At 51.3% G+C, this 23,515-nt stretch carries 28 protein-coding genes and 1 pseudogene; 13 read left to right on the forward strand and 16 right to left on the reverse strand.

The features are described 5' to 3' along the window. Positions 1–3: 3 nt before the first annotated feature. The 5 genes from ald to JMF85_RS20105 form a co-directional block, all read right to left on the reverse strand. Positions 4–1,128 carry an alanine dehydrogenase gene (gene ald, locus JMF85_RS20085; RefSeq protein ID WP_201318798.1) on the reverse strand — a complete coding sequence of 375 codons (1,125 nt, stop codon included), beginning with the start codon at positions 1,126–1,128 and terminating at the stop codon, positions 4–6. Between the two features lie 120 nt (positions 1,129–1,248). Next, complete coding sequence (fur, locus tag JMF85_RS20090) at positions 1,249–1,698, reverse strand: ferric iron uptake transcriptional regulator (RefSeq protein ID WP_127605449.1); 450 nt, start codon at positions 1,696–1,698, stop codon at positions 1,249–1,251. A 119-nt stretch (positions 1,699–1,817) separates the two neighbouring features. Next, the gene (gene spoIIM, locus JMF85_RS20095; RefSeq protein ID WP_127605451.1) at positions 1,818–2,465 is read right to left on the reverse strand and encodes a stage II sporulation protein M; all 648 of its coding nucleotides are present in this window, start codon (positions 2,463–2,465) and stop codon (positions 1,818–1,820) included. 62 nt (positions 2,466–2,527) lie between these two features. Continuing rightward, on the reverse strand, positions 2,528–3,712 hold the full coding sequence (locus JMF85_RS20100; RefSeq protein ID WP_141333977.1) for an endonuclease Q family protein: 1,185 nt from the start codon (positions 3,710–3,712) through the stop codon (positions 2,528–2,530). A 1-nt stretch (position 3,713) separates the two neighbouring features. Continuing rightward, a complete protein-coding gene (locus JMF85_RS20105; RefSeq protein ID WP_201318840.1) occupies positions 3,714–4,280 on the reverse strand; it encodes an NUDIX hydrolase in 567 nt (188 codons plus the stop codon). 152 nt (positions 4,281–4,432) lie between these two features. Here JMF85_RS20105 and mciZ point away from each other — a divergent pair, with 152 nt between their 5' ends. Next, positions 4,433–4,651, forward strand: a complete 219-nt coding sequence (mciZ, locus tag JMF85_RS20110) for a Z-ring formation inhibitor MciZ (RefSeq protein ID WP_201318799.1) — start codon at positions 4,433–4,435, stop codon at positions 4,649–4,651. 122 nt (positions 4,652–4,773) lie between these two features. On the opposite strand, the gene JMF85_RS20115 is transcribed toward mciZ, so the two are convergent. Beyond that, complete coding sequence (locus JMF85_RS20115; protein ID WP_201318800.1) at positions 4,774–5,910, reverse strand: M20/M25/M40 family metallo-hydrolase; 1,137 nt, start codon at positions 5,908–5,910, stop codon at positions 4,774–4,776. Between the two features lie 72 nt (positions 5,911–5,982). Here JMF85_RS20115 and prli42 point away from each other — a divergent pair, with 72 nt between their 5' ends. Further along, positions 5,983–6,078: a stressosome-associated protein Prli42 gene (prli42, locus tag JMF85_RS20120; protein WP_155614814.1), complete on the forward strand. Its 96-nt coding sequence runs from the start codon at positions 5,983–5,985 to the stop codon at positions 6,076–6,078. 3 nt (positions 6,079–6,081) lie between these two features. On the opposite strand, the gene JMF85_RS20125 is transcribed toward prli42, so the two are convergent. The 4 genes and pseudogenes from JMF85_RS20125 to lpdA form a co-directional block, all read right to left on the reverse strand. Then, a complete protein-coding gene (locus tag JMF85_RS20125; protein ID WP_201318801.1) occupies positions 6,082–7,464 on the reverse strand; it encodes a dihydrolipoamide acetyltransferase family protein in 1,383 nt (460 codons plus the stop codon). 72 nt (positions 7,465–7,536) lie between these two features. Next, positions 7,537–8,517: an alpha-ketoacid dehydrogenase subunit beta gene (locus JMF85_RS20130; RefSeq protein ID WP_201318802.1), complete on the reverse strand. Its 981-nt coding sequence runs from the start codon at positions 8,515–8,517 to the stop codon at positions 7,537–7,539. Beyond that, entirely contained in the window at positions 8,517–9,530 is a 1,014-nt protein-coding gene (locus JMF85_RS20135; protein ID WP_054795182.1) for a thiamine pyrophosphate-dependent dehydrogenase E1 component subunit alpha, read from the reverse strand. Before JMF85_RS20135 ends, JMF85_RS20130 begins: the two co-directional genes overlap by 1 nt. A 140-nt stretch (positions 9,531–9,670) precedes the next feature. Beyond that, a pseudogene (lpdA, locus tag JMF85_RS20140) lies at positions 9,671–11,091 on the reverse strand (dihydrolipoyl dehydrogenase). Between the two features lie 145 nt (positions 11,092–11,236). Here lpdA and JMF85_RS20145 point away from each other — a divergent pair. After that, positions 11,237–11,506, forward strand: coding sequence for a DUF2627 domain-containing protein (locus JMF85_RS20145; RefSeq protein WP_127605467.1), 270 nt, complete (start codon positions 11,237–11,239; stop codon positions 11,504–11,506). A 133-nt stretch (positions 11,507–11,639) separates the two neighbouring features. Here the strand turns inward: JMF85_RS20145 and JMF85_RS20150 are convergent, their stop codons facing one another. Beyond that, positions 11,640–11,996: a carboxymuconolactone decarboxylase family protein gene (locus JMF85_RS20150; protein WP_054795183.1), complete on the reverse strand. Its 357-nt coding sequence runs from the start codon at positions 11,994–11,996 to the stop codon at positions 11,640–11,642. A gap of 213 nt (positions 11,997–12,209) precedes the next feature. Between JMF85_RS20150 and JMF85_RS20155 the strand changes: the two genes are divergently transcribed. Together JMF85_RS20155 and JMF85_RS20160 are read left to right on the forward strand one after the other, a co-directional pair. After that, the gene (locus tag JMF85_RS20155) at positions 12,210–12,539 is read left to right on the forward strand and encodes a hypothetical protein (protein WP_127605469.1); all 330 of its coding nucleotides are present in this window, start codon (positions 12,210–12,212) and stop codon (positions 12,537–12,539) included. 90 nt (positions 12,540–12,629) lie between these two features. Further along, the gene (locus JMF85_RS20160; RefSeq protein WP_054799655.1) at positions 12,630–12,815 is read left to right on the forward strand and encodes a hypothetical protein; all 186 of its coding nucleotides are present in this window, start codon (positions 12,630–12,632) and stop codon (positions 12,813–12,815) included. 295 nt (positions 12,816–13,110) lie between these two features. Here the strand turns inward: JMF85_RS20160 and JMF85_RS20165 are convergent, their stop codons facing one another. Next, on the reverse strand, positions 13,111–13,587 hold the full coding sequence (locus JMF85_RS20165) for an S-layer homology domain-containing protein (protein WP_127605471.1): 477 nt from the start codon (positions 13,585–13,587) through the stop codon (positions 13,111–13,113). 236 nt (positions 13,588–13,823) lie between these two features. Between JMF85_RS20165 and JMF85_RS20170 the strand changes: the two genes are divergently transcribed. The 7 genes from JMF85_RS20170 to JMF85_RS20200 all read left to right on the forward strand — a co-directional run bounded on the left by JMF85_RS20170 (position 13,824) and on the right by JMF85_RS20200 (position 17,848). Further along, entirely contained in the window at positions 13,824–14,360 is a 537-nt protein-coding gene (locus JMF85_RS20170) for a GNAT family N-acetyltransferase (RefSeq protein ID WP_127605473.1), read from the forward strand. A gap of 293 nt (positions 14,361–14,653) precedes the next feature. After that, complete coding sequence (locus JMF85_RS20175; protein WP_201318803.1) at positions 14,654–15,025, forward strand: iron chaperone; 372 nt, start codon at positions 14,654–14,656, stop codon at positions 15,023–15,025. A gap of 263 nt (positions 15,026–15,288) precedes the next feature. Further along, positions 15,289–15,672, forward strand: a complete 384-nt coding sequence (locus JMF85_RS20180) for a VOC family protein (RefSeq protein WP_062495003.1) — start codon at positions 15,289–15,291, stop codon at positions 15,670–15,672. A gap of 420 nt (positions 15,673–16,092) precedes the next feature. Further along, positions 16,093–16,629 (forward strand): dihydrofolate reductase family protein, encoded by a 537-nt coding sequence (locus JMF85_RS20185; RefSeq protein ID WP_054795186.1) that lies wholly within the window; start codon positions 16,093–16,095, stop codon positions 16,627–16,629. 164 nt (positions 16,630–16,793) lie between these two features. Beyond that, on the forward strand, positions 16,794–17,075 hold the full coding sequence (locus JMF85_RS20190) for a GrpB family protein (RefSeq protein WP_201318804.1): 282 nt from the start codon (positions 16,794–16,796) through the stop codon (positions 17,073–17,075). A 55-nt stretch (positions 17,076–17,130) separates the two neighbouring features. Further along, positions 17,131–17,613, forward strand: a complete 483-nt coding sequence (locus tag JMF85_RS20195; RefSeq protein WP_201318805.1) for a DUF2975 domain-containing protein — start codon at positions 17,131–17,133, stop codon at positions 17,611–17,613. A gap of 10 nt (positions 17,614–17,623) precedes the next feature. Further along, the gene (locus JMF85_RS20200; protein WP_201318806.1) at positions 17,624–17,848 is read left to right on the forward strand and encodes a helix-turn-helix domain-containing protein; all 225 of its coding nucleotides are present in this window, start codon (positions 17,624–17,626) and stop codon (positions 17,846–17,848) included. A gap of 491 nt (positions 17,849–18,339) precedes the next feature. Here the strand turns inward: JMF85_RS20200 and JMF85_RS20205 are convergent, their stop codons facing one another. Next, positions 18,340–18,555, reverse strand: a complete 216-nt coding sequence (locus tag JMF85_RS20205) for a cold-inducible protein YdjO-related protein (protein ID WP_236595934.1) — start codon at positions 18,553–18,555, stop codon at positions 18,340–18,342. Between the two features lie 229 nt (positions 18,556–18,784). Between JMF85_RS20205 and JMF85_RS20210 the strand changes: the two genes are divergently transcribed. Continuing rightward, positions 18,785–19,000 (forward strand): hypothetical protein, encoded by a 216-nt coding sequence (locus JMF85_RS20210; RefSeq protein WP_201318807.1) that lies wholly within the window; start codon positions 18,785–18,787, stop codon positions 18,998–19,000. Between the two features lie 191 nt (positions 19,001–19,191). Here the strand turns inward: JMF85_RS20210 and spo0A are convergent, their stop codons facing one another. From spo0A to recN, 3 genes are all read right to left on the reverse strand, one after another. Then, positions 19,192–19,995, reverse strand: a complete 804-nt coding sequence (spo0A, locus tag JMF85_RS20215; protein ID WP_127605485.1) for a sporulation transcription factor Spo0A — start codon at positions 19,993–19,995, stop codon at positions 19,192–19,194. A gap of 263 nt (positions 19,996–20,258) precedes the next feature. Continuing rightward, complete coding sequence (gene spoIVB, locus JMF85_RS20220) at positions 20,259–21,617, reverse strand: SpoIVB peptidase (protein WP_155614863.1); 1,359 nt, start codon at positions 21,615–21,617, stop codon at positions 20,259–20,261. 187 nt (positions 21,618–21,804) lie between these two features. After that, positions 21,805–23,505 (reverse strand): DNA repair protein RecN, encoded by a 1,701-nt coding sequence (gene recN, locus JMF85_RS20225; RefSeq protein ID WP_127605489.1) that lies wholly within the window; start codon positions 23,503–23,505, stop codon positions 21,805–21,807. Positions 23,506–23,515 lie beyond the last annotated feature (10 nt).

Raw genomic sequence — 23,515 nt, forward strand, 5'->3', positions numbered from 1 at the left:
CGCTTAACTGATCGGCAGCAGCGCGTCCAGCCCGGTATAAGGCAGGCCTACGGCTTCGGCCACCGCCGCATAGGTCACATGCCCCTGATAGGTGTTTACGCCATGCTTAAGCGGCGGATTGGCGTAGAGGGCGCGCATGACGCCTTTGGTGGCGATCTCCATCGCATAGGCAATCGTCACGTTGGTCAGCGCCAGCGTCGACGTCCGCGGCACCGCTCCCGGCATATTCGCGACTGCGTAGTGGATCACGCCGTGCTTCTCGTAGGTCGGCTCGCTATGAGTCGTCACCCGGTCCACCGTCGCGATCGATCCGCCCTGATCGACAGCCACATCGACGATAACAGCGCCGGGCTTCATCGTTCTGACCATGTCTTCTGTCACAAGCTTCGGCGCCTTCGCGCCAGGTATCAAGACGGCGCCGATCAACAAATCGGCTTTCTGGACGGCATTGGCAATATTGTAAGGGTTCGACATCAGCGTCCGGATGCGGCCGTGGAAGACGTCATCCAAGTAGCGCAGACGTTCCGCGCTCCGTTCGATCACAACGACGTTCGCTCCCATCCCGAGCGCAATTTTGGCGGCGTTCGTGCCGACGATGCCGCCACCCAGTATGATCACATCCGCCGGCGGCACGCCCGGCACGCCGCCGAGCAGGATGCCCCTGCCGCCGTAAAACTGCTCCAAAAATTGCGCGCCGACCTGCACCGACATGCGTCCGGCCACTTCGCTCATCGGGGTCAGCAGCGGTAAGCCGCCGTTCGGCAGTTGGATGGTTTCGTAAGCGATCGACGTCATTTTGCTTTGGACGAGCGCCTCCGTCAAGCGAGGCTCGGCCGCCAAATGCAAGTACGTGAACAGCGTTAAGCCTTCGCGGAAATACCCGAACTCACTCGGAAGCGGTTCCTTGACCTTCATGATCATATCGGCGCGACCCCAGACGTCCGCCGTCTCCGGAACGATCTCGGCTCCTTCCTTGGCGTAATCGTCGTCCGAGAAGCCGCTCCCTGCGCCTGCGCCCGCTTCTATCAACACTTGATGGCCGTTTGCCGTCAGCATCGCCGCCCCTCCGGGCGTCAGGGCGACCCGGTTTTCGTTATTTTTTATCTCTTTCGGAACTCCGATGATCATCTCCATCGCCTCCCGCATTAGTCTATCCCAGGTTTAGCGTGTGCCAAAGATCGCATATTCATGAAACAAGCATGCAAAAAAACCTCCGCTTGCTGATAATCAAGCCGAAGGTTTGTTTGTTTACGATTTGTTTTTGCCCTTGCACCGGTGACAAATACCTTGAAAGTCAAGCCGGTGATCCAGCACCTGGAAGCCGTAATCCCGCTCAAGCCGCTCTTCCAGCTCCCCGAGCCAGTCTTCCATAATCTCGTCCACCGTTCCGCATTGCACGCAAATCAAATGGTGATGATGATGATGAGTGCTTTCATTGCGCAGATCGTAACGGGCAACTCCGTCCCCGAAGTTCATTTTCTCCACGACATGCAATTCGCTGAGCAACTCCAACGTGCGGTAAACGGTGGCAAGACCGATCTCGGGAGCTTTATCTTTGACGAGCATAAAGACATCCTCGGCGCTTAGATGATCCTCTTCGTTCTCAAGTAAAACCCGTACCGTCGCTTCGCGTTGAGGTGTCAATTTATAGCCCTGCGATTGCAGTTGTTGTTTGATTTTTTCAATGCGAGATTCCATGCTCCTCCCCCTACGGCTGCCATCAATCCGCTTAGGCTGCCTTCCAATGGCGCGGATTCGCTAATGATAACGTTATGCTTACATTATAGGAGGAGAAATACAGGAAAGTCAAACGTCTTTTAGCCCGCACCCACCGTCACGAGCATCGGAGTGACCCACTGCATCATAGCCGGTGACAGATAGGCCTCGAACAGTGCAACGCCGACCATCAGCACCCCGGATGCCGCAGCAACGCTGGTGAAGCGCAGCAGCGGCTCGAACAGCGCCCCTTTTTTCTGAATGAACCGGTTCTTCACCAGACGAACGGAGAACGCGATCGCGGTTACGCTGCATACGATAAGGACCGGAATGACGATCAGGTTTTGCGGAACGACGGAGACGAGCGCGAACAGCAGTCCGTGCCACGACAGGGTACCGACCATATACCCGACGGTGAAGCCGATCAATACGCCCTTCAGGAAGTCCAGGATGAGGATCAGCGGCAGCCCGATGACCGACATGCCCAGCAGCCAGATGATCAGCACCCACTTCATATGCAAAGACAGTGTCTCTCTGAACGAGTTCGGCGCTTCGCCGACCAGCATCCCTTGATCCACGATCGAGAAAAAGTTGCTTAAATATCGCGTAATCTCCTGCTTCTGCTCCAGCGACAGCGCGTTCACCATGACGGCGCCGAACACAACCCCGGTTACAAATATGACGCCAACGAAAATGTAGAGCGACAAATGTTCCTTCATATAGTGCTCGAGCGAGCGATTCCGCGTCATGCTGCCAAGCCCCCCTTGTCCGAATAGTACAACCTATGCGCAAAGGAAGGGCTTTATGCCGTTCATTCGGTTTTTACTTTGCCGTATTTCCCGCCGCCGCCCGTCTCGAGCTCAAGCTCTCCGGTCCGGGCTGCAAGCAAATAGCCGGCGATCGATTCGCCGGCCGCTTCGGCCAGCTCTTGGTAGGAGGTGCGGTGCAGCATGTTCATCTCCGTCCCGAACCGGTCAAGAAGCTTGGCGAGCGTCTTGGGGCCGAGTCCAGGGATGTATTCAAGCGGCACTTGGTAGATATAGGGCGGACGGCCGGACGGTACAAGGGGCGTTTCACGGTCCGCGATCGCAAGTATTCGGTCCATAACGCCGCGAACGATCTTCGTGCTGCCGCAATAGATGCAGCGCTCGACCACAGACTCACCCCGCTCGTCGATGATCGACTCGCAGCTGCCGCAGTAAGTCCGGTGATATTTCCCGAGCCGGGGATTCAGCCCGTAATTGGCCAGCACCCGGCGGCCGTTCAAGCCTTCAAGAGCCTGCCGAAACTCCGTGAACGTAGGCTCCGCAAGCTGAAGCTTGTTGTACTCCCGGCCGATCTTGGGTAAGGAATGCGCGTCCGAGTTCGTCAGGAACGTGTACCGGTCGAGTTCCCCGATGTGAGCCGCCATCGTCGTGTCGGCGCTCAGCCCAAGCTCGACGGCGGCAATGCCGTCCGGGTCGAGCAGCTCGTTCAGACGCGCGCAGCAGCTGCCGTAGACGCTTTTGTGCGGGGTGAAAATGTGTGCCGGCACGAGCAGCCCGCCGCGGTCGATCACTTCCCGCTGCAGCTCCCGGGCGGGAACGTAGAGGCGCTGCGAGCTGAGCTGCACGTTCTTCATATGCTTGCGCAGCCAGGCGGTGAACGCCTGCATGTCCGACAGGGCGGGAAAGTAAGCGATCAGATGAGCGGCTTTCATCCCGGGATCCCGCACCTCCAGCTCGCAGCCCAGCAGAATCGTCGTCTGATGGTAACGAATGCCGCCTTCCTTCAGCTCTTCCATATCCCCTTTGTCCAGATAATGCAGCATCTCCGCCTGCACCCCCGGCGAGTGGCAATCGATGATGCCGACCACATCCATGCCTTTGCGAGCCGACGCCTCGCGTGCGATGTTATAGAAAGTCAGGTTGTTCGCCGCGCTGATCTTTACTGCTTGACCGGCTTCCGTCCTGCCGATGTGAATATGAAGATCGGCGTAGTACGCGTTCAGGCTCATCTTATTGAAACTTCCCGGTCAGCTTGTACAAATGCCAAGCGTAAACGGCCAATATCGTCTTGGCGTCGCTGATTCGCCCCTCGCGGATATATTGCTGTGCTTCCTCCAGCGTAACCGCCTCCATCTCAAGGAACTCGTCCTCGTCCGGCTTGGCTTCTCCGGTCACGAGCTGCTCCGCCACGTACAGATGCAGGATTTCGTCGGCAAAACCGGGCGACGTGTAGAAGGATGCTACATGTCGAAGCGAGCCTGCGGTATAACCCGTTTCTTCCTCCAGTTCGCGTCCCGCCGCCGTCAGCGGGTCCTCGCCGCCGTCCAGCTTGCCGGCCGGTATTTCCACCTGGCTCTTCTCCAGCGGCTTGCGGTACTGCTCAACGACGACCATGCGATCGTCCGGCGTAATGGCGAGTACGGCTACCGCCCCGGGGTGCCTGACGATTTCACGCGTCGATTCGCCGCCGTCCGGCAGCCGTACCGTATCGACCTGCAGCGAGATGATTTTTCCTTGAAAAATCGGCTTGGTGGACAGGGTGACTTCTTCAAATTTTTTGGGGAAGGATGATGTCATCGGATCGATTCCTCTCTTTTCATTCAGGGTAATGATTCGCATACGTCCAATGTACCCCATGTTAACTCCTCCGGTCAAAAAAGACCCGGTCATATTCGCTGAAAGCTTCGCATAGGTTGTACTATAAAACTATGAAAGCCAGGTGAATCTCTATGAAAATATATGCGGCAGACGGGCACCTTCGACTTGTGGGTAAAGGCTGGGAAATTCGGCGTTACTTGAAAACGTTGCTGGAACGCTCCGGCACATCGGCGACGCTGCACGAATTTCTCGGCGGGAACGTCGTGAAGACGGGTCGTAAACGGAGCCTGAAAGCCCGCCGATGGTCCAATCTGTCTACGAACCTCACGCTCGTTGGCAAAGCGAGATAATCTCATCCCATCGGCCTGTTCACTGGCAGCAAAAAAAATCGCCGTCATACCGAGGTATGCGGCGATTTCATGTACTTTCATTTACTGAACGAGCAGTCCGTTACAGGCTTCCCTTATCCCTGCTAACCGCGGCCGGCCACTTCCCGTACGATGGCGACGACCGCCTCGGTCGTTTTGACCAAATCGCTGATCGCGATGCGTTCCTTCGTCGTATGAATGTCCAGGTAGCCGACGGCCAGGTTCACGGTCGGAATGCCGAAGCCGTTGAACACGTTGGCGTCGCTGCCGCCGCCGGAATGAAACGTTCTCGGTGTGCAACCGACTTTGGACAACGCCGACATGGCAAGCTTCACGACCGGCGCCGTTTCGTCATACTTGTACGCGGGATAGATGACCTCGCTCTGGAAATCGAGCTTCGCGCCCATCTCGTCGGCGGCGCTTTGGCAGGCGGCGCGCATGCTCTCGACCTGCTCGTTCATCCGCTCCTGCGTTAAGCTTCGCGCTTCCGCCTCCAGTTTCACCCGCTCAACGACGATATTCGTTGCGCCCTCAACACCGCCCTCGAAACGGCCGATGTTCGCGGTCGTTTCTTTATCGATACGGCCGAGCTTCATACGCGAAATGGCTTTGCTTGCGACCGTAATCGCGCTCACCCCGTCCTCCGGGTTCACGCCCGCATGCGCCGAACGGCCCCAAAAGGTGATGTTAATTTTCGCCTGCGTCGGCGCCGCTACCGCGATATCGCCGATCGTCCCGTTCGAATCCAGCGCGTAGCCGAAATCCGCATCCAGGTACTTCGGATCCATAGCGCGCGAGCCTTTAAGCCCCGCCTCTTCGCCCGCCGTAATAACAAACTGGATTTGCCCGTGCTCGATGCTGTTCTCTTTCAGCACGCGAATCGTCTCCAGCATTGCGGCCAGTCCGGCTTTATCGTCGGCTCCGAGGATCGTCGTCCCGTCGCTCCGGATGTAGCCGTCTTCCCCGATTTGCGGCTTAATGCCTCGACCTGGCGTCACTGTATCCATATGAGAAGTGAAGAACAGCTTCGGCAGAGGCTTGCTCGAAGTCGCAGCCAGTGTAAAGAACAAGTTATTCGAGCCGTGGCCGGTCTTGGCCGCCGAGTCGTCTTCCTTCACGGTCAACCCGTAAGAGGTAAACTTTTGCTTCAGCACCTTGCTGATTTCCTGCTCATGCCGCGTCTCGCTGTCGATTTGCACCAATTCCAAAAACTCCGCAACCAACCGGTTTTGCTGTATCATATCTTTCCTCCATTGTGCGAAATGAGTTAAAATGGTTAGGATGAGTATTCCCATAAAGAGGAGCTGAGACGCTTGCAGAATAAGTTAATTTTCAAAATCGTCATTTATGTAACCTTGATCACTATGGTATTGTCCACCGTGCTCCTGACGATCAGCAGCTTTCTTTAAATCCTAATACACTTTCGTGTCCTGGTTGTAGCCTTCCAGGTTCTCTTTCACGCGCTGCAGGAAACGGCCGCAAATGATGCCGTCCAAAATACGGTGGTCGAGCGACAAGCATAAGTTCACCATCGAACGGACGGCGATCATGTCTTGAATGACCACGGGCCTCTTGACGATCGATTCGAACGATAGGATAGCCGCTTGCGGATAATTGATAACCGGATACGACATGATCGAACCGAACGAGCCCGTATTGTTCACCGTAAACGTACCGCCTTGCATTTCGTCGAGCGACAGCTTGCCGGTTCTCGCCCGGCGGGTCAGCCCGTCGATCTCGCGGGCGAGGCCGGCGATGTTCATCTGATCGGCCTTCTTGATGACCGGCGTCACGAGGAAATCTTCGGTACCGACGGCAAGCGAAATGTTGATGTCGCGTTTGACGATGATTTTATCAGTCGCCCACACGGAGTTGATAATCGGATAGTCCTTAATCGCATTGACGACAGCTTTTATCAGGAAGGCCAGGTACGTCAGGTTGATGCCTTCCTGTTTCATGAACTCATCCTTCAGCTTGTTGCGCAGCAGGACGAGATTCGTCACGTCTACCTCGATCATCATCCAGGCGTGCGGAATTTCCGTCTTGCTTTGCCGCATCTTGCTCGCGATAGCGCTGCGAATCGGCGTCACGTCGATTAAATATTCGCCGCGGCCTTTCAGCTTCTGGCCTTCGACCTCGATGTTCGGCAGCGGCGGATTTTCCGATAAATGCAGGCCCGAAGAGCGGACCGAAACCTTCGGAGGCGTTGCCATGAAGACGCCGTCCATCGCCGCGGCCGCAGCCGCAGCCCGGTTCACTTCGGCCTCTGTCGCTGGAGGCGCCGGGGTTCTTTCGTTCTGCCTCGGCGCGCCTTGTGCGCCGCCGGCCGCTGCGAAAGCTTCAACGTCCTTACGGGTAATACGGCCGCCAAGGCCGGTTCCCTGCACTTGCGTCAGGTCAATCCGGTGTTCGCCCGCCAGCTTCAGCACTGCAGGGGAGTAACGACCACTCATCCCCGAGCCGGTCGGACCGCTCGCGCTTGCCGTGCTCACAGCCGCTTGACCTTGCGAAGGTGCTGCGCTTCCCGCTGCGCCGGCTGCCGCTGGCTCCTCAATAATGCAAATCGGCGCACCGACAGCCGCCGTGGCGCCATTGTCCACAAGCAGCCGGACGAGTGTCCCTTCGACCGGAGACGGCATCTCCACCGTTACCTTCTCCGTAATCAATTCGCACAACACATCGTATTGCTCGATATAATCGCCCGGTTTTTTCAACCATTTGCCGACCGTCGCCGAGACCAGGCTTTCCGCCAAATGGGGAACGGTCACTTCGGTCCCCTTCCGATTCTCTTGCATGCTGCTTCCCCCCAAAGCTTCGGCGGCCGTTGGCTTAGAAGCCCGGCCGCCCGTCATTTCGGCCATTCCGCGCTAGAACAAGGCCAATTTTCGCATAGCGTCTTTGATTTTATCCGTATTGAGCAAGAAAAACTTCTCCATCGGCGGGTTCATGCCAACCGCCGGCACATCCGGGCCGCATAACCGCATGATCGGCGCATCGAGCTCGAACAACAGCTCTTCGGCGATCAACGCGGATACTTCCGCTCCGACGCCGCCGGTCTTGTTGTCTTCGTGCACAATCAGCACCTTGCCCGTGCGGCTTGCCGCCTGCAGCACCGCTTCCTTATCGAGCGGCTGCAGCGTCCGCAGATCGAGCACGTGCGCGCTGATCCCCTCTTTCGCCAGCTCCTCGGCGGCCCGCAGCGCATACTGCACGGTAATCCCGTACGAAATGACCGTAATATCGGTCCCTTCGCGCTTCACCTTCGCTTTGCCGATCGGCACGATATAATCGTCCTCCGGCACTTCACCCGTAATGCCCAGGTAACACTTCTTATGTTCAAAATATAAGACCGGATCGGCATCGCGGATCGCCGCTTTCAATAAACCCTTCGCATCGTACGGATCGGACGGGGCAACGATTTTCAACCCCGGTATGCCGAAGAACACGCCCTCGGGACATTGCGAGTGATACAGCGCGCCCCCGCCCGTAGCCCCGTAGGGTGCCCGGATCACGACCGGACAGTTCCAATCGTTGTTCGAACGGTAACGAATAAGCGCCGCCTCGCTAATAATCTGGTTTGTAGCCGGGAAGATGAAGTCGGCGTACTGCATCTCCGCAACCGGCTTCAAGCCGTACATGGCCGCGCCGATCGCCACGCCCGCTATCGCCGATTCGGCCAGCGGGGTATCCATCACCCGCTCTTCGCCGAATTGATCGCGGAGCCCTTTGGTCGCGTTCATAACACCGCCCTTGCCGACGTCTTCGCCGAGCACGAACACGTTGTCGTCGCGCTCCATCTCTTCCTTCATCGCCGTCCGGATCGCTTCCAGATAAGTAATAACCGCCATTATGCTTCGCCTCCCTGTTCGCCGTATACGTGCCGCAGCGTATCTTCGGGTTGCGGATAAGGCGCCTGCTCGGCATAGTTCGTCGCTTCGACCAGCTCTTTCTTAATCTCTTCCGCAAGCGCGGCTTCCTGCTCTTCGGACCACACGCCACAATTGACCAAGTATTGCCGGAATCTCGGCAAACCGTCCTGCGCCCGGTTCATATCCACTTCTTCCTGGGTACGGTACAGCAGATCGTTATCCGACGTCGAATGCGGCGGGATGCGGTACATGACCGCTTCGATCAAGGTCGGCCCTTCGCCGCGCAGCGCCCGCTCCCTCGCTTCTTTCACGACGCGGTACACCTCAAGCGCATCCCGGCCGTCCACCTTGACGCCGGGGAATCCGTAGCCCGCGGCACGTTCCGCAATGCTGCCTGCGGTTTGCTTGTGCAGCGGCACGGAAATCGCATATTGGTTGTTCTCGCACATGAAGATGACCGGCAGCTTGTTAACGCCCGCAAAGTTGCAGCCTTCATGGAAGTCGCCCTGATTGCTCGATCCGTCTCCGAATGTCACGAACGAGACGAACGATTTGCGTTTCATCTTCGCCGCCAAGGCAAACCCGACCGCGTGCGGCACTTGCGTCGTCACGGGACTGGACCCGGTCACGATGTTCAGCTTCTTATGGCTGAAGTGCCCCGGCATTTGCCGGCCGCCGCTGTTCGGGTCCTCGGCTTTGGCGAAGACGGACAGCAGCAGCTCCCGCAGCGTCATGCCCGCCGTTAACACGAAGCCGTAATCGCGGTAATACGGGAGGAAATAATCCGTCCCCCGCTCCAAGGCGTAAGCAGCCGCCACCTGCGCCGTCTCTTGACCGATGCCGGAAACGTGGAACGCGATTTTCCCGGAGCGCTGCAGCAGAAACCCGCGCTCGTCGAACATGCGCGCTTTCAGCATGTATGTATACATCTCGATGACTTGTTGATCCGTCAAGCCGAGCTGTCGGTGTTTCGTCATTTGTCCGATGGACATGGGGCAAACGCCTCCTCCGTTATCGAATGCATATAGGCGTCATCAACTGCGATCAGCAGCTATTATTATAACCAGGTGCTAATACTTGACGCTATATTTATATTATAAACGGATTGGAATATGAACACAATTTTTCCGCGTTAAAAACTGATCGATTTGCCGTCAACGGCAAGCATCGCTTCCCCTAAAATTTCGGACAATGTCGGATGTGGATGAATCGTCTGCCCCACTTCCCAAGGCGTTGCATTCAGCAATTGCGCCAGCGCCGCCTCCGCGATGTAATCGGTCACGTGGGCGCCAATCATATGCACGCCGACGATATCGCCGCTTTCCTCGTCGGCCACGACCTTCACGAATCCGTCCGTTTCGCCGAGCACCCGTGCCTTGCCGAGCCCTTGAAAATACAGCTTCGCTGTCTTCACCTGACGCCCCTGCTCTCGCGCTTCCCGTTCGGTATAGCCAATGCTGGCGATCTCCGGACGCGAATACACACAGCGCGGCACTTGATGCGGGGCGTAAGCATGCGTGGGCAGTCCTGCCCCGTGCTCCGCTGCGGCAATGCCTTCGTGCGCAGCGGCATGGGCCAGCTGCAGCCCGCCGATACAATCGCCGACGGCGTAAATATGAAGTTCGGCCGTTTGCATGTCTTCATTGACTTTAATGAAGCCGTTCTCTACCTTGACATCCGTATTCTGAAGTCCGATGCCTTCGATATTCGCCTGCCGGCCTACGCATACGAGCGCCAACTGTGCCGTCAGCTCCTGCGTAGTTTCCCGCTGCTCGATGCTGATGGTCACCTGCTTGGCTCCTCGAACGACCGATTCCGTCTGCACCTTCGCACCCGTATAGATCGTAACGCCGCGCTTCTTCAAAAGCTTCTCCAGTTCGCGCGACGCGTCTTCATCCTCGGAAGGCAGCAATCTCGGCGCGTATTCGACAATCGTCACCTCGACCCCGAAGTCGCTCAGCATCGATGCCCATTCTACGCCGATGACTCCTCCGCCGATAATGATCGCCGAGGCCGGCAAAGCTTCGAGCTGCAGCGCTTCGTCGCTGTTCAGCACGGTAACGCCGTCCGTTTCGAGTCCCGGCAGCGTACGCGGTCGTGAGCCCGTGGCGATGATCAGCTTATCCGGAACAAGATTCAAAATCTCGCCATCTTCCTGCTCCACGGAAACGGTGCCGCTGCGCGGAGAGAAAATGGAAGGTCCGATAATGCGGCCTTTCCCATTAAAAACCGTAATCTTATTTTTTTCATTAGAAATTGCAGACCTTGATACAGTTGATCCACAATTGAATTTTTTCTATCGGATATTTTCGCATAATCGAGCCGGACGGCTTCGGCTTGAATGCCGAAACGATCGCTTTCCTTCATGAGCGCGTACACTTCCGCGCTGCGCAGCAGCGCTTTGCTTGGGATGCAGCCGCGGTGCAAGCACGTTCCCCCCAGCTTGTCCTGCTCAACGATCGCCACCGTCTTTCCCAGTTGAGACGCCCGAATGGCCGCGGAGTACCCGCCGATCCCGCCACCGAGAACGATCGTATCAAAAACTTGCGACATCTCGATACCTCCCAAATCTATGATTCTTATATTTTAACCTTATTTTACCGAAGAAATATAGTCCAATTTGTGAATTGACATGAATTGTTGCACGAAATGTGATAACGTAAGGGTAAACGCGTATTACCGATTGAAGGAGCTGCAAATGAACGCCGTATTTCAACGATTTATTGCCATTCTCTTGCTTGTCATTCCCGGGTTCATGGCAACGTACGGATTTTTGGCCATGAAAGACGCTTGGTTCGCTCAATTCGACGTCAATGACGGCGATGCGGGTATCCTGTGGTGGAAATTGGCCCTCGGGTTTATTTTATTCGGTCTGGGCGTCGCTTTTATCGGCGGTTGGATTTTTTTCCGCGATCGTAAACGCAATTATGTCGCCCCCCGTTTCCGGCAAAAACGCAAAAAGAGATAGGCGCGCGCCTATCTACACCGGATAAAGCTCTCCGTTCTTGGGAGAGCTTTATTTATTTACCTTCAGCTCCTGGCCTACCGGACAACAGCCGGCGAATGGCTTGAACAGCTCACGCCTTCTCGCCGGAGCAAATTTATTGCGTACCCGCCGTTAACGTCTCCAGCGCCTGCTGTACCCTTGTCGCGCCCTGCGATAGCGTATGACCGCTGCCCACCGCCGAAGCGACCGCCATCGCCTCCATAACTTCTTGCTGTGAAGCTCCCGAGGCAATCGCTTCCTGCACATGATAATACGTGCATACTTCGTTGTTGGCGAACAGGCTGATGCCCAGTGCTATCAATTGTTTATGCTTCGCTTCAAGCGCGCCCGGATCGAAACAGATCCCGGTGAAATTATGGTATGCCTCGACCATCGTCGGCATCAGTTCCTGTATGCGGCCTACTCCGATTTTATACGAATCCACTTTTGGGTCTGAATGGGCTTGCTCCATTGTGCTCGTCAGCCTCCCTACCTCGCATACTTGCGCCGAGTCCGTTCGACGCCAATTGTCATAAACACCACTTTTGTTACATTGCCCAGGTTAAAAGGCCCGTATACCCTCTGAATGAATGGATAAAAAAAGAAAATACTTACAAAATTGTACACCTTCCGAGCAATTCCGTATGGTATAATGAAATTTATTCCAGCTCAAGGAGTAGATTCAATGCAAAAGATATGCCAAAAAATTGTTCGTGTTCAGAACGGTCTGATTACGGAAATTTATGATGGCTTGATCTACCGCGACTTCAACGATAATGATCGCGCAATCAAGGAACTGTTGATGGAAGATGTCGGCATGGATTTCGATGCGATGTTACAAACTTATGAGAAGTTGATTTATGACTTAGCTTCTTCCAACATAGACAACCCAGATATGCAAGCAATGATCAAGAACCGTTTGCCCGAAGGCTGGTTGGACTGGGCCGAAACCATCTACCGGGAAGAAGGAAGACAAGAGCAATCGCTTCAGCAGAAGAGTCATCCGATCCTGTAATTGCCTGCGCTTCGCAGGCATAGCCGGCCTCGCGCTGTTCCATACTAAAGTCGTCACTTACGATGTTCGAGGATGGAGGTTACTATCTGTATGTTGAATCAGCTTGAGAGCTCCTACAATTGTGCCAATGCCGGTCAAGATCTTCACGAGCTTCAGCAGGAACTTGAATCGCTTCAGCAAACTTCCGGTAACCCGGATCAAGAGACAACCGATACGATCAACAGGCTGGAAAATCAAATTCGCTTTATCAAAAATAAATGCGAAATTCGCCCGTAATTCGTTAACGAAAGCCTACGCTCCAGATATCGAGAAAGCACACTTTTCATCCCTCTCGCTTCTTTATATAGAAAGAAGCCGGGAGGGCTTATTTGTACGCCGAGACATTTCCCAACAACCGGGCCACTAAGCGAGCTGGTCACCGGTCCCATTAAATAAAGGATGTCATCAAGCCCTTCTTGACCACCCGATATACAGCGTCAGCCGTTGTTCAGGACGTCTCTCTTAAGATCCCTTGCTCGGCGAACACGAAAAAGACATGGAGAGTTTATTCCTCCATGTCTTTCGTAAATATTTATGGCGTCGTCGTCGTTCCGCCTGGCGTCGTCGTCGTCCCGCCCGGTGTTGTCGTCGTGCCCCCTGGCGTTGTCCCAGATGGAATAACGATATAGCCCTTATCTGCTAAAGACTTAATAACTTTGATGACTTCCGCTCTTGTCATTGATTTGTCAGGTTGAAAAGTTCCATCCGGATACCCGTCGATGATTCCCAAATTAGAGCTCCATTGAACGCTTTCTGCGTACCATTCTCCACTCGGAACATCGCTAAACTTGTGTTGTGCCGTATCTGTTGGCGTAGTGGTTGTATCGGTATTTCCTGGCGTAGTTGCTGCATCTAGAGGTCGAACAAGCCCTCTATTTTGGTTAACCATGTTATGATGGCGGTAATTCGTCGATTGCGACCTTACATTATTCGTGCCATTCGCATTGCAACCCACCAATAAAGATACGGAAACCACAACCGCAGTTAAAGATAAGCTGACTTTGTTCACGTCTTATCACTCCTTTCGTGGATTCGCCCTTATGATTTACAGAACCGAATAAAAATAAATCACTCAAGCGAAGCGAAAGTATGGGAATACAGACAAAATAATCACGCCCTCGAACGTGCAAAATCACATTTTCACCCGTAACCGTAGGACAACTTTTTCGTCAATGGTTAACCATGCCATAAGATTATACATGTGAGCATAAAATAAAATAGATCAAGGACGGAGGATGAACCGCAATGGAACATTGGTATATTTGGCAGCCGAAAGTCACTAATGCTCTGAAAACCATAAATGACCAATTATATCATAAATTAGCTGCCGATTTCTCTTTAATTATGGGAGCGGAAGTTTTCGTATCGATCCTTAAGCATGAGGATAGTTGGAAGATTTGCTATCAAGCGCCGCATAGTGAAAGTGACTTGTTTACGTTTATTTTCAGCTTATATGATCCGGCTAAGAAGGAATACTTGTACAGCGGATTTGAAATCGAGGAACCGACCATCGATATTCACAAGCTGCTCGTACTTCCTCAGGGACAAGGTCTGGCCACACAGATCATGTATAAATTTTTGGAGAAAATGACCGAAATGCAATCGTTCTCGAGAATTGTTCTTCGAGCGGAGAGCAAGGACGAGGCAAAATTTTGGCAGCGTTTCGGGTTTCAATTCAAAGCAAGAACAAGTCCCTATTTGCCTGCGATGAGTTTAGATCTAAAACCGGATATCGGCAAATCCAAAAGCTTGCATGTAAATATCCGGTATAAATCGATATAAATGAGCGTACGGGGAATCATTAAGGAACCCTATGGGTGATAAGACTACAGGGATTACAAAGGGATGCTCTCTGGTATTTGAATATTTCAATGCCAGAGAGCCATTAGGTTAATGAGTTAGAGCCACCGTGTTAATAAAATGGAGCCATCATGTTATTGTACAGAGCCAGTTTGGGACTAAACTAACGGGCAGGATAGTCGAATGGCAATCGCATGTTTTATGGTATATTAAAGGAAGTTTAAACCGTGAAGTGATTCAGTTGAACGTTGAACATAATTTTGGGAGGGAACAACATGGAAGTTTTTGCAGAATATTTAGCGCGTATTGATAATCCCGACCACCGCGATCGAGCAGAGGAAGTTTTGGTGTGGGTTGCTAATAATTTCCCAAATTTGGAACCGCAAATCAAGTGGAATACGCCAATGTTTTCCTATCACGGCACATTTATCATCGGCTTTTCCACAGCAAAGTATCATTTGAGCGTTTCACCCGAAGAAGTAGGCATTACGCACTTTGCCGATGACATTGCACAAGCTGGTTACAGCGCTACCAAAGGCTTGTTTAGAATTCCGTGGAATGAGCCGGTAAATTACGAATTACTTGAGAAAATGATTGAGTTTATTATTTTGGATAAGGCAGACTGTTCAACTTTTTGGCGGAAATAAAAAATAGGATGGACCTTAGAGACTAAGGGCTTTTGGGTTCGTTTTTACATGCCCAACACTCTTGTTGGGGATGCCTTGACATGGCTAATGTCAAAGTTTGGGCTGCGCCCTTTTAAAGAGGTGTGGTTTGAGCATGTTTTCTAATGCAGATTTATTGTTTTACTCCCAGCAGGTAAAGTGAGCCATATTGAATTTGGGTATTGCACTTGGACAAGCGTTAGCAGAGCAGCAACGTCGCAAATATCAAAGGAGGCAAAAACATAATGAAAATCATTGTTACCAGTATATTCGTTCAAGATCAAGACAAGGCATTGGAGTTTTATACAGAAACGCTTGGCTTTGTAAAAAAGCATGACGTTCCCGTCGGAGAATTTAGGTGGATAACGCTTGTTTCTCCCGATGAGCAAGACGGTACCGAGCTTTTACTCGAACCGAATGACCATCCTGCCGCTAAAGAGTATCAAAAGAAGATATTTGCCGATGGCATCCCAGCAACAATGTTTGGCGTTGCAGATATTAATAAAGAGTACAAACGATTATTGGAAAACGGCGTGAATTTTACTATGGAACCGACAAAAATGGGCGAACTCACAATAGCGGTCTTCGACGATACATGCGGCAACCTTATTCAGATTGTGCAGAAGTAACTTTATGACGAAATCTCGGTACTTAAAAGAAAAAAGGAGTAGAAGTAACCGATATTTCAGATGGTGGCCATGGTAGTTTTGAATTTTGGGATCCCGAGGGTTACAAGCTGCTCACAATGGCGATATAAGTTGGTTAAACTAACGAGGAACGAGAGTGGAGGAGCGGCTATGGCTGGTTCTCTTTTTTATTGAAGTAACTGGCAGGATAGTTGAATCTCATCGATGAACTATTAGGGAATGTTTGAAAGGATAGAAGATGATCAGTCTGCCTTCGGTCGGGCCAGGACTGTGCACATTAGCAATCCATGAGAAACCGGCCATGCTGTTGTATGATAAAATGTAGACATAAAGGAGGCTGCATATGGGACGTGTAATCCTGATGATGAATGTGTGAGAAAACCAGGGAGGAGAGTCAGTCGAATGGCAAAGATCGTTTTCGCATTGAACCAGTCTCTGGACGGGTTCGTCGACCACGACCACACGGCATTCCAGCCCGACCCCGTGCTATTCCGTCATTTCATCGACGACGTGCGCGGCCTGGCGGGCAGCCTGTACGGGCGCCGCATGTACGAGACCATGCGGTATTGGGACGGAGACCATATTGAATGGGATGCGCCGGAACGGGAATACGCAGCGGCGTGGCAAAGCAAACCGAAGTGGGTGGTGTCGAGGACGTTAAAGTCCGTCGGTCCGAACGCTTCTCTGATCGAGGGCGACCTCGCAGCGGCCATACGTGGGCTGAAGGCTCAGCATGAAGGGGAGATTGAAGTTGCCGGGCCGGAGTTGGCGCACAGTCTAACGGAGCTCGGTCTCGTTGATGAGTATCGACTCTATCTCCATCCAGTCGTGCTGGGTCACGGCAAACCGTTCTTCGCCGGTCCACGGCCGCCGCTGCGCCTCGTGGCAAGCGATCGAATTGGCGAGCAGGTGATCAGGTTGACCTACGTTCCAGCTTAGTTGTGCGGTTGACCCTGCGACCTTAAGGATACAATAGTAGAGGAGCTCCTTCGTGGCAGCTCCTTTTCGTTTGTTGAAGTAACGGACAGTTTAGCGAAACAAGCCCTTGGATTTAAAAACAGTATAGACAAAATTACTATGGTATAAGAAAGCGAGGGAATTACATGGAGTCAGTGAATTTTTATTGTAATCATTCGGTAAATGACAAAGCGCATCAATTATTTATTGAGCAACGAGAAAGAATTAAACAAGTTGTACCAGATGGGGATATTCAACACGCAGGAAGTACAGCAATCCCTGACACTTTGACCAAAGGTGACCTCGATATTCAAGTCCGTGTTTCACAAGAAAATTTCGAGAAATCAGTTGAGGCACTTTCAAGAGCATTTCTTTGTAATGAGAAATGCTTTTTGTTTTTATCAAAAACGATATTATTTTATTGTTAAACGATAAAATATGTGGTAAATTAAAAACTGACATTAAATAAGTGAGGTGCACTTTATGAAACGAGGAACAACACTCTTTTTGAAGATGGCTGTTATTCTTATTGGAATCCCAATTCTCGCTTTGTGCATATTTTTAGTGCCTAAGATTGGGAATTTTGCTGGAGAATTGTATCCAGAAATGGCTTATATGAAATCTCTCGTTTTAATCGATATGTACGCAGCAGCGATTCCTTTTTACTTTGCTCTGTATCAAGCTTTTAAACTTTTAAGCTATATTGATAAGAATCAAGCGTTCTCGGAATTATCGGTAAAAGCTTTAAAGAATATAAAATACTGTGCCATCACAATCAGTACCTTGTACCTACTAGGTATGCCACTCTACTATTTCATGGGGAAGAGAGTTGACCCTCCAAGTTTCATACCAATGGGATTAGTCATTATTTTCGCCTCTATGGTGATCGCCGTTTTTGCTGCTGTTCTCCAAAGACTTTTACAAGAAGCTATTAATATAAAATCAGAAAATGATTTAACGGTCTGAGGTGGAGCATATGGCAATTATTATTAATATTGATGTGATGTTAGCAAAACGAAAAATGAGCGTAACGGAGCTTTCGGAGAGGGTTGGAATTACTATGGCGAATCTTTCCATTCTGAAAAATGGGAAAGCAAAAGCGGTTCGTTTTTCAACATTAGAAGCGATATGTAAGACTTTGGATTGTCAGCCAGGTGATATTTTGGAGTACAAAAGCGACGAAGACACTCAACAAATATAGACAACAAATTTATTAAACTAACTAACGGGATACGATAGTTAAATATTGTAAACAGGGGAGCCATCATTTTCCGATGGCTCTCCTCATTAACATAGTGGCTCTATTTGATTAACAACGTAGCTCTCACTCATTAACCAAGCGGCTCTGCCGCACCAAAATATTCAGTATTAACAAAAAAACCAGAGAGCATTTCCATAACGTTCACCCTCCAAATGTAATAGATAGTTATATTTCCCTCCTTCCCTTCCCCATCGACTATTCCCTTCAGTCTTTTAATACGATCTTCTATTGGATACCCGCTTGACTGCAACAAAAAAAACGGCATCACCTAGATACCGTTTCAAACGAATATCGTATCTTCTAATTGGAAATAATGATTCAACGACGCTTTTTGCCTTACTCATTTTTTTTGAGGTCATATGCCTAAAACCCCCGAGTCAATTTCGGAGGTAATCGTAGCATCAAAGCTCACCGTTAGGGCGGGCTTCCGGTTATGATCTTCTTTTGCCCATAAAAAAGGTTTTATTTACTTTCTTAACGGCAAGCGGTACAAGCTTATAACTTTGTACCATCGGACTTTTACATAAAGGACAGCCAGGCGATTCTTCGTGTACAAACTCTTCGCGTACCCATGCATTGCAATTCGTATCTTCGCACTTCCAGATCCGTAATTCCTGTTTCTGTTCTGCCAACGTCGGCGTTTCCAATCGATTTCCCCCCTGCATTATCATGACAATTTATTATAATACGGTTGAGGAAAATTATGCAGCCTTTATCCGCTCAAAATTTAAAATTTTTTATTAGGGCTTTCAAGCCTGCGAAAATAGCTTCAAAGATCGTAATATAGCAATAATCACGGGGCTTGAATGATTAAGCAATAATTAGACCATATTAACTTTGCTGTAAAGCACAAAACTCATTTAGGAGGTGTATTCGATGGCTGACCAACAATCCGGCCAACAAAATCAGGATGCCGAGATCCAAGCCCATAATGCCGTGAAACATGCACTAAGTGAATTGAATCAAGCCCTGGATAATAACACGGATCGACGACATGACATTCAGGCTGCCCAAGAACAGCTTGATCAAGCCCACTTACAATTAGCACAAGCACGAAATGCGGATTCCGATAACCCGAGCACATCCTCGTAATTGAAGCTGCCCCTCCATTTATGGAGGGGTTCTCTTTTTATACAAAATACAAAACCCAATAAATCAAATTCGATTTATCGGGTAGATGAGGTAAGTTTATCGGTTCCAAAGCGGTTTATCGGCTTTCATAAACAGACTGCACACAGTTTCCATCCTCCGAAACCCGCATCATTGCGCCACTAATTATCCTTTCACGACACCTTATGCTCGATCCGAAGCTTATCCGCCACCATCGCGATGAATTCGCTGTTTGTCGGCTTGGACTTACTTATATTGATCGTATAACCGAACAGGTGGCTGATGCTGTCGATGTTGCCGCGCGTCCAGGCGACTTCAATCGCGTGGCGGATGGCACGTTCGACGCGGCTCGGCGTCGTTTTGTATTTTTCGGCGATAGCCGGATAGAGCGTTTTCGTAATGGCGCCCAGAATCTCGATATTGTTGTAAACCATCGTAATCGCTTCACGCAAATATTGATAGCCTTTAATATGCGCCGGAACGCCGATCTCATGGATGATCGTTGTAATGTTGGCGTCCAGATTCTTGCCCTTTGGCAGTTGGACGACATTCGCTTTCATCGGCGATGGCGACGACATCATCGGCATCGACTGTGAACTATTCACCAGCTGGCGTATGCGATTCGTAAGAATTTCCATATCGAACGGTTTCAAAATATAATAGGAAGCGCCCAATTGAACCGCTTTCTGCGTTATATTCTCTTGACCGAATGCGGTGAGCATGATGATCTTGGGCTGCGGGTTCAAATCCATTTCGCGAAGTTTCTCAAGAACGCCCAAACCGTCCAGGTGCGGCATAATAATATCCAGAATTAATACATCGGGCACCTGACCGCTTTGCTCAATTAAACGAAGTACATCATTCCCGTTATAGGCAACGCCGGAAACGCGCATATCCTCTTGCTCGTCAATAAATTCGGATAATAGGTTCGTAAATTCACGGTTATCATCTGCTAAAAGAACTTCAATAGTTTGCAACGTTATACTCCTCCTTCATTTGCGGCAATTAACTTTAGCATTATTTACCTAAGTATATTATTTCGACAGATAGCCTAAAATTCCTTCTGTCGAATATTATTTTTCTGGATTTTTTTTCTGATATCTATTATAATTAAAAATTTAATTCATTAAAATACAATTATCGACAAAAGCAGAGGGAATCCCCTCTATTTTCTCTAGGTTAGACGGGTTGCACGCGAAATTTGTTTCAATCAACATCAAGACAAAAAAACTGAAGACCGTTAACTGGCCTTCAGTTGTTGTTCGGGCTTCGACTCCGATTCCGTTATCGTACCGGGCGCTCTTAGCATGATGCCTGCATCCTGCAGCATCCATTCGATAAAACAACCGTATCCGCTCGTCGGATCGTTCACGAAGACATGGGTGACGGCGCCGACGACTTTACCGCTCTGAATGATCGGGCTGCCGCTCATGCCCTGCACGATGCCGCCTGTCTTATCCAACAACCGGGGGTCGGTAATCTTGATGACCATCCCTTTCGTTGCCGGGAACTCCTGTTTCGCGACGTGGACGACTTCGATATCGAATTTCTCGACTTTCTGACCGTTCACCACCGTATAAATTTGCGCTGGCCCTTCGCGCACTTCTTCGGCAAAAGCGACAGGCATTGCTTTATCATATAAACTGTGATCCGGGGCATTGAACATTTTACCGAAAATGCCGAACTGCGTATTTTTCTCAATGTTGCCAATCGACTTGCTTTCCTTCGAAAACTGAGCCCGCTTCTCCCCCGGTTCCCCATTCTGACTTTTCGAGATGGAGGTGACGTTGGAGTGCACGATATCGCCCCCGCCGACTACAATTGGCGTTTGTGTATCCATATCGGTAATTACATGTCCAAGGGCGCCGTATACGCCCTGATCCGGCGCATAGAACGTCAATGTGCCCACACCTGCCGCCGAATCCCGAATATAGAGGCCGAGCCGATAAGCTTTATCGACCGCATCGTATGCCGGCGTTATCGGGATCTCTAAGGTTTCGTTGTTTCGCACAATCGTAAGCACAATCGGTTTCTTGCTTTCGCCGGCCGCTTTGACAAGCTCAGCCACTTTACTTACGTCCTGGATCGGCTTACCGTTCATTTTGACAATGAGATCGCCCAGCTGTACCTTCGCTTCCTCACCGGGAGACGACCTTTTATCCTCGGCAACCGAGACGAGATGATGGCCTACGACCATGATACCCGCCGATTTCAGCTTAACGCCGATCGTCTGGCCGCCGGGAATCACTTTCAAATCCGGAACAACGTTTACTTTCACGGTTTTGAGCGGAATCGCACCGAATAATTTCAGTTTCATTTCCGCTTTTCCTGCCCGGTAGGACTCTAAGGAGATCGGCTGATGAAGATCAACGCGGAAGGAATGCTCCGTGGAACCATTAACTTTAATGATTTCGGGATGATTGACCGTTACTTGTGCGCTGACCGGCATGACCAAATTCAAATGAGCCTCTTGACCGGAAAATAATCGAAGTTCCTCGGGGAATGAGGCAAAGCTGCGGAATGGGGTGGTCAAGCTACCCAAACAAACGAAGAGGACGAGCAGTAATCCAATCAATCTTTTTCTCTGGTTGGAACTCAATTCGCTCACGCTCCCTTGCTTCCTTTGCTTAGCGGCACCAAGCTCTACGATGGCTTCAAAAAGCTGGCGTCACACCTGCAATCCATGACCTTACTTGCACTTAGATCACTTGGCAGCACCGCCGTTTGTGTACCTTTAAGGTAACCCCGCGCTCCCGCTTTTATAACTCCAAAATGCTCCCACCCCGTCAGAGCATCTTTGCTTTTTTATCATTGGCTAAGGCTAACATTTCCTGCGCATGCTCGATCGTTTTGTCCGTTACTTCAACCCCGCCGAGCATCCGCGCAAGCTCATGCGCCCGGTCGCTTCCGTGTAAATCCTCGATCCGCGTGTACGTCCGATCTTCATCGGTCGTCTTGCGGATAAGATAATGCACATCGGCCATGCAGGCCACCTGCGGCAGGTGGGTGATCGAGAAAACCTGGCAGCTTCGCGACAGCTTGGACATGCGTTCGGCGATCGCTTGCGCCGCGCGCCCGCTTACCCCGGTATCCACCTCATCGAACACGAGTACGGGAATACGGTCAACGCGGGCGAATATTGATTTCAGCGCCAGCATCACGCGCGAAATTTCCCCGCCTGAGGCAATTTTGCTTAACGAGCGGAGCGGTTCTCCGGGGTTTGCCGAAATAAGAAACTCCACTTGATCCGCACCCTCGGGCGTAAACTTGCGCTCGCCTTCCGCCGCGAAGTGCACTTTAAATTGCGTTCGTTCCATATGTAATTCGCGAAGCTCAACCACGATCTCCCCGGACAGCCGTTCCGCGACAGCCATCCGTTTCAGCGTCAAGTCGGAAGCTAAGCGCCCGAGCAGCTCGACAGCCTGCCGTTCCTCCCGCTGCAGCTCCTGCAGCCGTTCGTCCTTATGTTCGATGAGGTGGAGCTCCGCCTCGATTTTGTCCGCATAGGTCAGAATATCTGCTACGTTATCTCCATATTTTCTCCGAAGTGTGGAAATCGTATCCAGTCTTTGTTCGATAAAATCGAGCCGCGCCGGGTTGAATTCGATCTCGTCGCGATAATCGCGAATTTGATACGCGGCGTCCTCCAGCTGATAGAACGCCGATTGAACTTGCTCTGCTAACGGCTGCAGCCTGACCGTATCGTAAGACGCAATGTCTTGCAGCTTCTGGACGGCTCGTCCGATCGCATCAAGCCCCTTGCTTCCGCCGTATATAAGCTCGTAGGCGTCCGCCGCGTTCTGATACAGCTTCTCGGCGTTGGACAGCTTCCGCTTCTCTTCCTGCAGCGCCTCGTCTTCGCCCGGCTTCAGCTTGGCCGAACGGATTTCTTCCACTTGGAATTTGTATAAATCGGCCATCTGAAGGGCCTGCTGGCTCGTTTCCTGAAGCTCGCGCACCTGCTTGCGGATCGATTGGTAAGCGGCATAAGCCTGGCGGTATTCCCGTTTGACCGGACCGATCTCCGCTTCACCGAACATATCCAGCAGGCGGATGTGCTCCTCCGTCTTAAAGAGCGACTGATGCTCATGCTGTCCGTGAATGTTAACGAGCCATTCCCCGATCTCTTTCAGCATCGCCAAATTCACCAGCTGACCGTTCACCCGGCTCGTGCTTTTGCCCTGTGCCGAAATTTCTCTGCGTATAATAAGATGCTCTTCTGAAACGCCTTCTATGCCTAACCGGGATAACGCTTCCCGTACCGGATGATCGGCCCCGACTTGGAACAAAGCTTCGATCGAAGCTTTATCGCTCCCGTACCTCACCAAATCGGAGGAGCTCCTGCCGCCCGCAATCAAGCTTAAGGCGTCGATAATAATCGATTTGCCGGCTCCGGTTTCCCCGGTCAGAACGTGAAAGCCGGATTTGCAATGGAGCTCCACATGCTCGATCACGGCTAAATGACGAATGGACAATTCCAACAGCATAAGCGCACCT

This window comes from Paenibacillus sp. EPM92 (assembly GCF_016586185.1).
Classification (GTDB): Bacteria; Bacillota; Bacilli; order Paenibacillales; family NBRC-103111; genus Paenibacillus_G; species Paenibacillus_G validus.

Excerpts from the sequence above, each read along its gene's own strand:
- ald (WP_201318798.1), bottom strand. The coding sequence starts at position 1,128 with ATGATCATCGGAGTTCCGAAAGAGATAAAAAATAACGAAAACCGGGTC.
- fur (WP_127605449.1), bottom strand. The coding sequence starts at position 1,698 with ATGGAATCTCGCATTGAAAAAATCAAACAACAACTGCAATCGCAGGGC.
- spoIIM (WP_127605451.1), bottom strand. The coding sequence starts at position 2,465 with ATGACGCGGAATCGCTCGCTCGAGCACTATATGAAGGAACATTTGTCG.
- JMF85_RS20100 (WP_141333977.1), bottom strand. The coding sequence starts at position 3,712 with ATGAGCCTGAACGCGTACTACGCCGATCTTCATATTCACATCGGCAGG.
- JMF85_RS20105 (WP_201318840.1), bottom strand. The coding sequence starts at position 4,280 with ATGACATCATCCTTCCCCAAAAAATTTGAAGAAGTCACCCTGTCCACC.
- mciZ (WP_201318799.1), top strand. The coding sequence starts at position 4,433 with ATGAAAATATATGCGGCAGACGGGCACCTTCGACTTGTGGGTAAAGGC.
- JMF85_RS20115 (WP_201318800.1), bottom strand. The coding sequence starts at position 5,910 with ATGATACAGCAAAACCGGTTGGTTGCGGAGTTTTTGGAATTGGTGCAA.
- JMF85_RS20125 (WP_201318801.1), bottom strand. The coding sequence starts at position 7,464 with ATGCAAGAGAATCGGAAGGGGACCGAAGTGACCGTTCCCCATTTGGCG.
- JMF85_RS20130 (WP_201318802.1), bottom strand. The coding sequence starts at position 8,517 with ATGGCGGTTATTACTTATCTGGAAGCGATCCGGACGGCGATGAAGGAA.
- JMF85_RS20135 (WP_054795182.1), bottom strand. The coding sequence starts at position 9,530 with ATGTCCATCGGACAAATGACGAAACACCGACAGCTCGGCTTGACGGAT.
- JMF85_RS20145 (WP_127605467.1), top strand. The coding sequence starts at position 11,237 with ATGAACGCCGTATTTCAACGATTTATTGCCATTCTCTTGCTTGTCATT.
- JMF85_RS20150 (WP_054795183.1), bottom strand. The coding sequence starts at position 11,996 with ATGGAGCAAGCCCATTCAGACCCAAAAGTGGATTCGTATAAAATCGGA.
- JMF85_RS20155 (WP_127605469.1), top strand. The coding sequence starts at position 12,210 with ATGCAAAAGATATGCCAAAAAATTGTTCGTGTTCAGAACGGTCTGATT.
- JMF85_RS20160 (WP_054799655.1), top strand. The coding sequence starts at position 12,630 with ATGTTGAATCAGCTTGAGAGCTCCTACAATTGTGCCAATGCCGGTCAA.
- JMF85_RS20170 (WP_127605473.1), top strand. The coding sequence starts at position 13,824 with ATGGAACATTGGTATATTTGGCAGCCGAAAGTCACTAATGCTCTGAAA.
- JMF85_RS20175 (WP_201318803.1), top strand. The coding sequence starts at position 14,654 with ATGGAAGTTTTTGCAGAATATTTAGCGCGTATTGATAATCCCGACCAC.
- JMF85_RS20180 (WP_062495003.1), top strand. The coding sequence starts at position 15,289 with ATGAAAATCATTGTTACCAGTATATTCGTTCAAGATCAAGACAAGGCA.
- JMF85_RS20185 (WP_054795186.1), top strand. The coding sequence starts at position 16,093 with ATGGCAAAGATCGTTTTCGCATTGAACCAGTCTCTGGACGGGTTCGTC.
- JMF85_RS20190 (WP_201318804.1), top strand. The coding sequence starts at position 16,794 with ATGGAGTCAGTGAATTTTTATTGTAATCATTCGGTAAATGACAAAGCG.
- JMF85_RS20195 (WP_201318805.1), top strand. The coding sequence starts at position 17,131 with ATGAAACGAGGAACAACACTCTTTTTGAAGATGGCTGTTATTCTTATT.
- JMF85_RS20200 (WP_201318806.1), top strand. The coding sequence starts at position 17,624 with ATGGCAATTATTATTAATATTGATGTGATGTTAGCAAAACGAAAAATG.
- JMF85_RS20210 (WP_201318807.1), top strand. The coding sequence starts at position 18,785 with ATGGCTGACCAACAATCCGGCCAACAAAATCAGGATGCCGAGATCCAA.
- recN (WP_127605489.1), bottom strand. The coding sequence starts at position 23,505 with ATGCTGTTGGAATTGTCCATTCGTCATTTAGCCGTGATCGAGCATGTG.